1 pseudogene is annotated in these 2,399 nt (G+C 43.4%); it reads right to left on the reverse strand.

Annotated elements, in window-relative coordinates:
* Window positions 1–2,399 (reverse strand): annotated as a pseudogene (locus tag ACFINS_RS09540) (hypothetical protein); the annotation flags it as partial.

Consider the following 2,399-nt stretch of genomic DNA (forward strand, 5'->3'; position numbering starts at 1 on the left):
TCATTATCCTTTGTTGCTTCACCAACACCTGAAAGTGTCCGATCCCCTTTGTCTTTATTTGCGATATTGAGTTCTGTGCCACCTACTTTTGCACCAATAGTGAGACGACTCGTTGTCTTATCTTGCTGAACAAAGCTTTCGCTTTCTACTTTGGTAATCACATTATTAACCTGTTCAGTCAATTTATCCTGAACAGTCGTGAGAGCCGTATTAACACCCTCAAACGCATCCGCTACATTCTGATAACTCTCTCTTTTTTCCTCTCCATCAGTATCGAAAGTTTTGATCTTAAAAGTAGGACCTACTGAGTTTCCATTTCCAAAGTCAGCACCACCACCGAAATAAGATGCAACACTGCTCCCTAGGGTATGAAGCTGAGAACCACTTACAGCTTCGTCTGAATTTTCATTGATTGTCCCGCCAAGTAGACCGGAAAGTTTCCGCCCTCCATTATCCTTATTTAGAATACTGATTTCGGTACCACCTGTTCCCTTACCAATAGTGATAAGGCCCGTTCCTCCATCACGGAGACTGCGCGTCAAAGCCATCTCTGCTACTTGCTTAACAAGAATACTGTCTCTTACTTCATTAATTTCAGTATTTGTTGCCAAAAGTTGGGAACCATTGACCGCTTCGGTCGATTCTGCTGTGAGTGCGCCATTTTGAATGCCTGTTATCTTCTTACTACCAGCGTCAATACCACCCGTTGTTATTTTCGGTCCACCAGAAATCACTAAGCCCGTTGCATCTAAGGTACTGTTTCCTGCAGTTACTTTATTGACTGCAATATCCTTAGCTAGATCAAATTTTATATTATTATTATCTTTGCCTTTGCTAATTTGAAGATTTGTACTTCCAGCGGAAAAATCTACCGCGCTGTCCATGATAACGGTCTTATCATCCTTACCCCCAACAGATAGTTTCCAACCACCATTTCTTACGACACTTTCTAAGTCTTTTAACTGTACAACATTTACTGCATCAGTAGGCTCACTACCAGCCGCTACTCCGATAATTTGTCGTGTTTGTGGATTATCAGCACCATCATAACCAACACTCACAGCTCCCAGCGTACTTTTCCACTGAGATGTGCCATTTGTTGCAACCCCATCCTTTAAAGAAGGAGCATAACCTAAAAGACCAGCAGCCCGATCAGCGACAGAATCATTCCCTATAGCGACGCCTCCCTCCACTGTTGCTTTCGAATAAAAACCAAAAGCCGTAGCATTCTTTGCTGTTGCGTATGCACGATGACCAACAGCAGTCGAACCATAGCCCAAAGCCTTAGAAACAGCACCCACAGCCGTTGAATAATCACTCCCCGCAGTTGTATGATCGTCTGGTCCAACCGATTCATTATATTCGGAACCTATCGCGATGCTGTCTTTGCCTAAAGCATGAGCCATGTAGCCTATAGCAATGCTATCCACTTCATTTGATACCCAGGCTTGATAACCTAGAGCAATACCACGCTCCCCCCCCTTATCCACCTGTGCCTGAGAACCTATAGCTATCGAATGCTGACTAAACGCATTTGCCTGATTACCTATAGCAATACCATACAGCGCCTCCTTTGTTGCAGATGCATTGTAACCAAGAGCAATCCCCTTTTCTGCATAATTCTTTGCGCCGTAACCAAGAGCCATTGCATAATCACCAGCTGCAAGTACTCTATTTTTTTCATCAATATCCTGTATTCCAGATCCAGGACCAGTTCCAACACCACCGATTGCAATGCCAAAAATGCCTTCCGTTTTTGCCCCCCGCCCCAAAACAACAGTACCATACACGGCCTTAGGTGACTCTGCCATATAACCAATAACAGTACTCCAACCATCACCAGCTTTTGCACTGTACCCGATAGCAACAGAACCGTATGTACCTCTCCCATCAACACTACCAACCACATCGTCACCAATAAAAACACCCCACTTGCTTTTTGTATAATTAATCCCACTACCCAAAATAACATTGTTATTTTGAGAACGTTGCATTCCTGCAGTTCCACCCCGCAAAAGGTCAGAAACATTAACAGGGGCTGCATTCTCATTATTCCCTGAAAACTGTTGGGCTGTAGAGCTATCACGAACAAGCGACCGTGGACTAATGAGAGACTTTTTATATTGCTCGTCTGTATCTAGGGTTCTGACCAATAAATTTTTGCTATCGTCCGCAAGAACATTTACGATAGAACTCTTATCGCTCTTACCAGAAAGGGTTTTGGTTAAAAAATTTGCGTAATCTTCAGAAGCATTCAAACCAGCAACAGAGAGAAGGCTTTGTGGATAAGACACACCGGCACTTTTTACACCCTCAAGAAACGTGTTTCTAAAATCAGGATTTGCTGAAAAAACAGGCGTAACATTCGATAAGAATGTAGCCGCTGTAGCCAACGAAAG

The sequence above is a fragment of the Bartonella sp. AA2SXKL genome (assembly GCF_042197205.1).
GTDB lineage: Bacteria > Pseudomonadota > Alphaproteobacteria > Rhizobiales > Rhizobiaceae > Bartonella.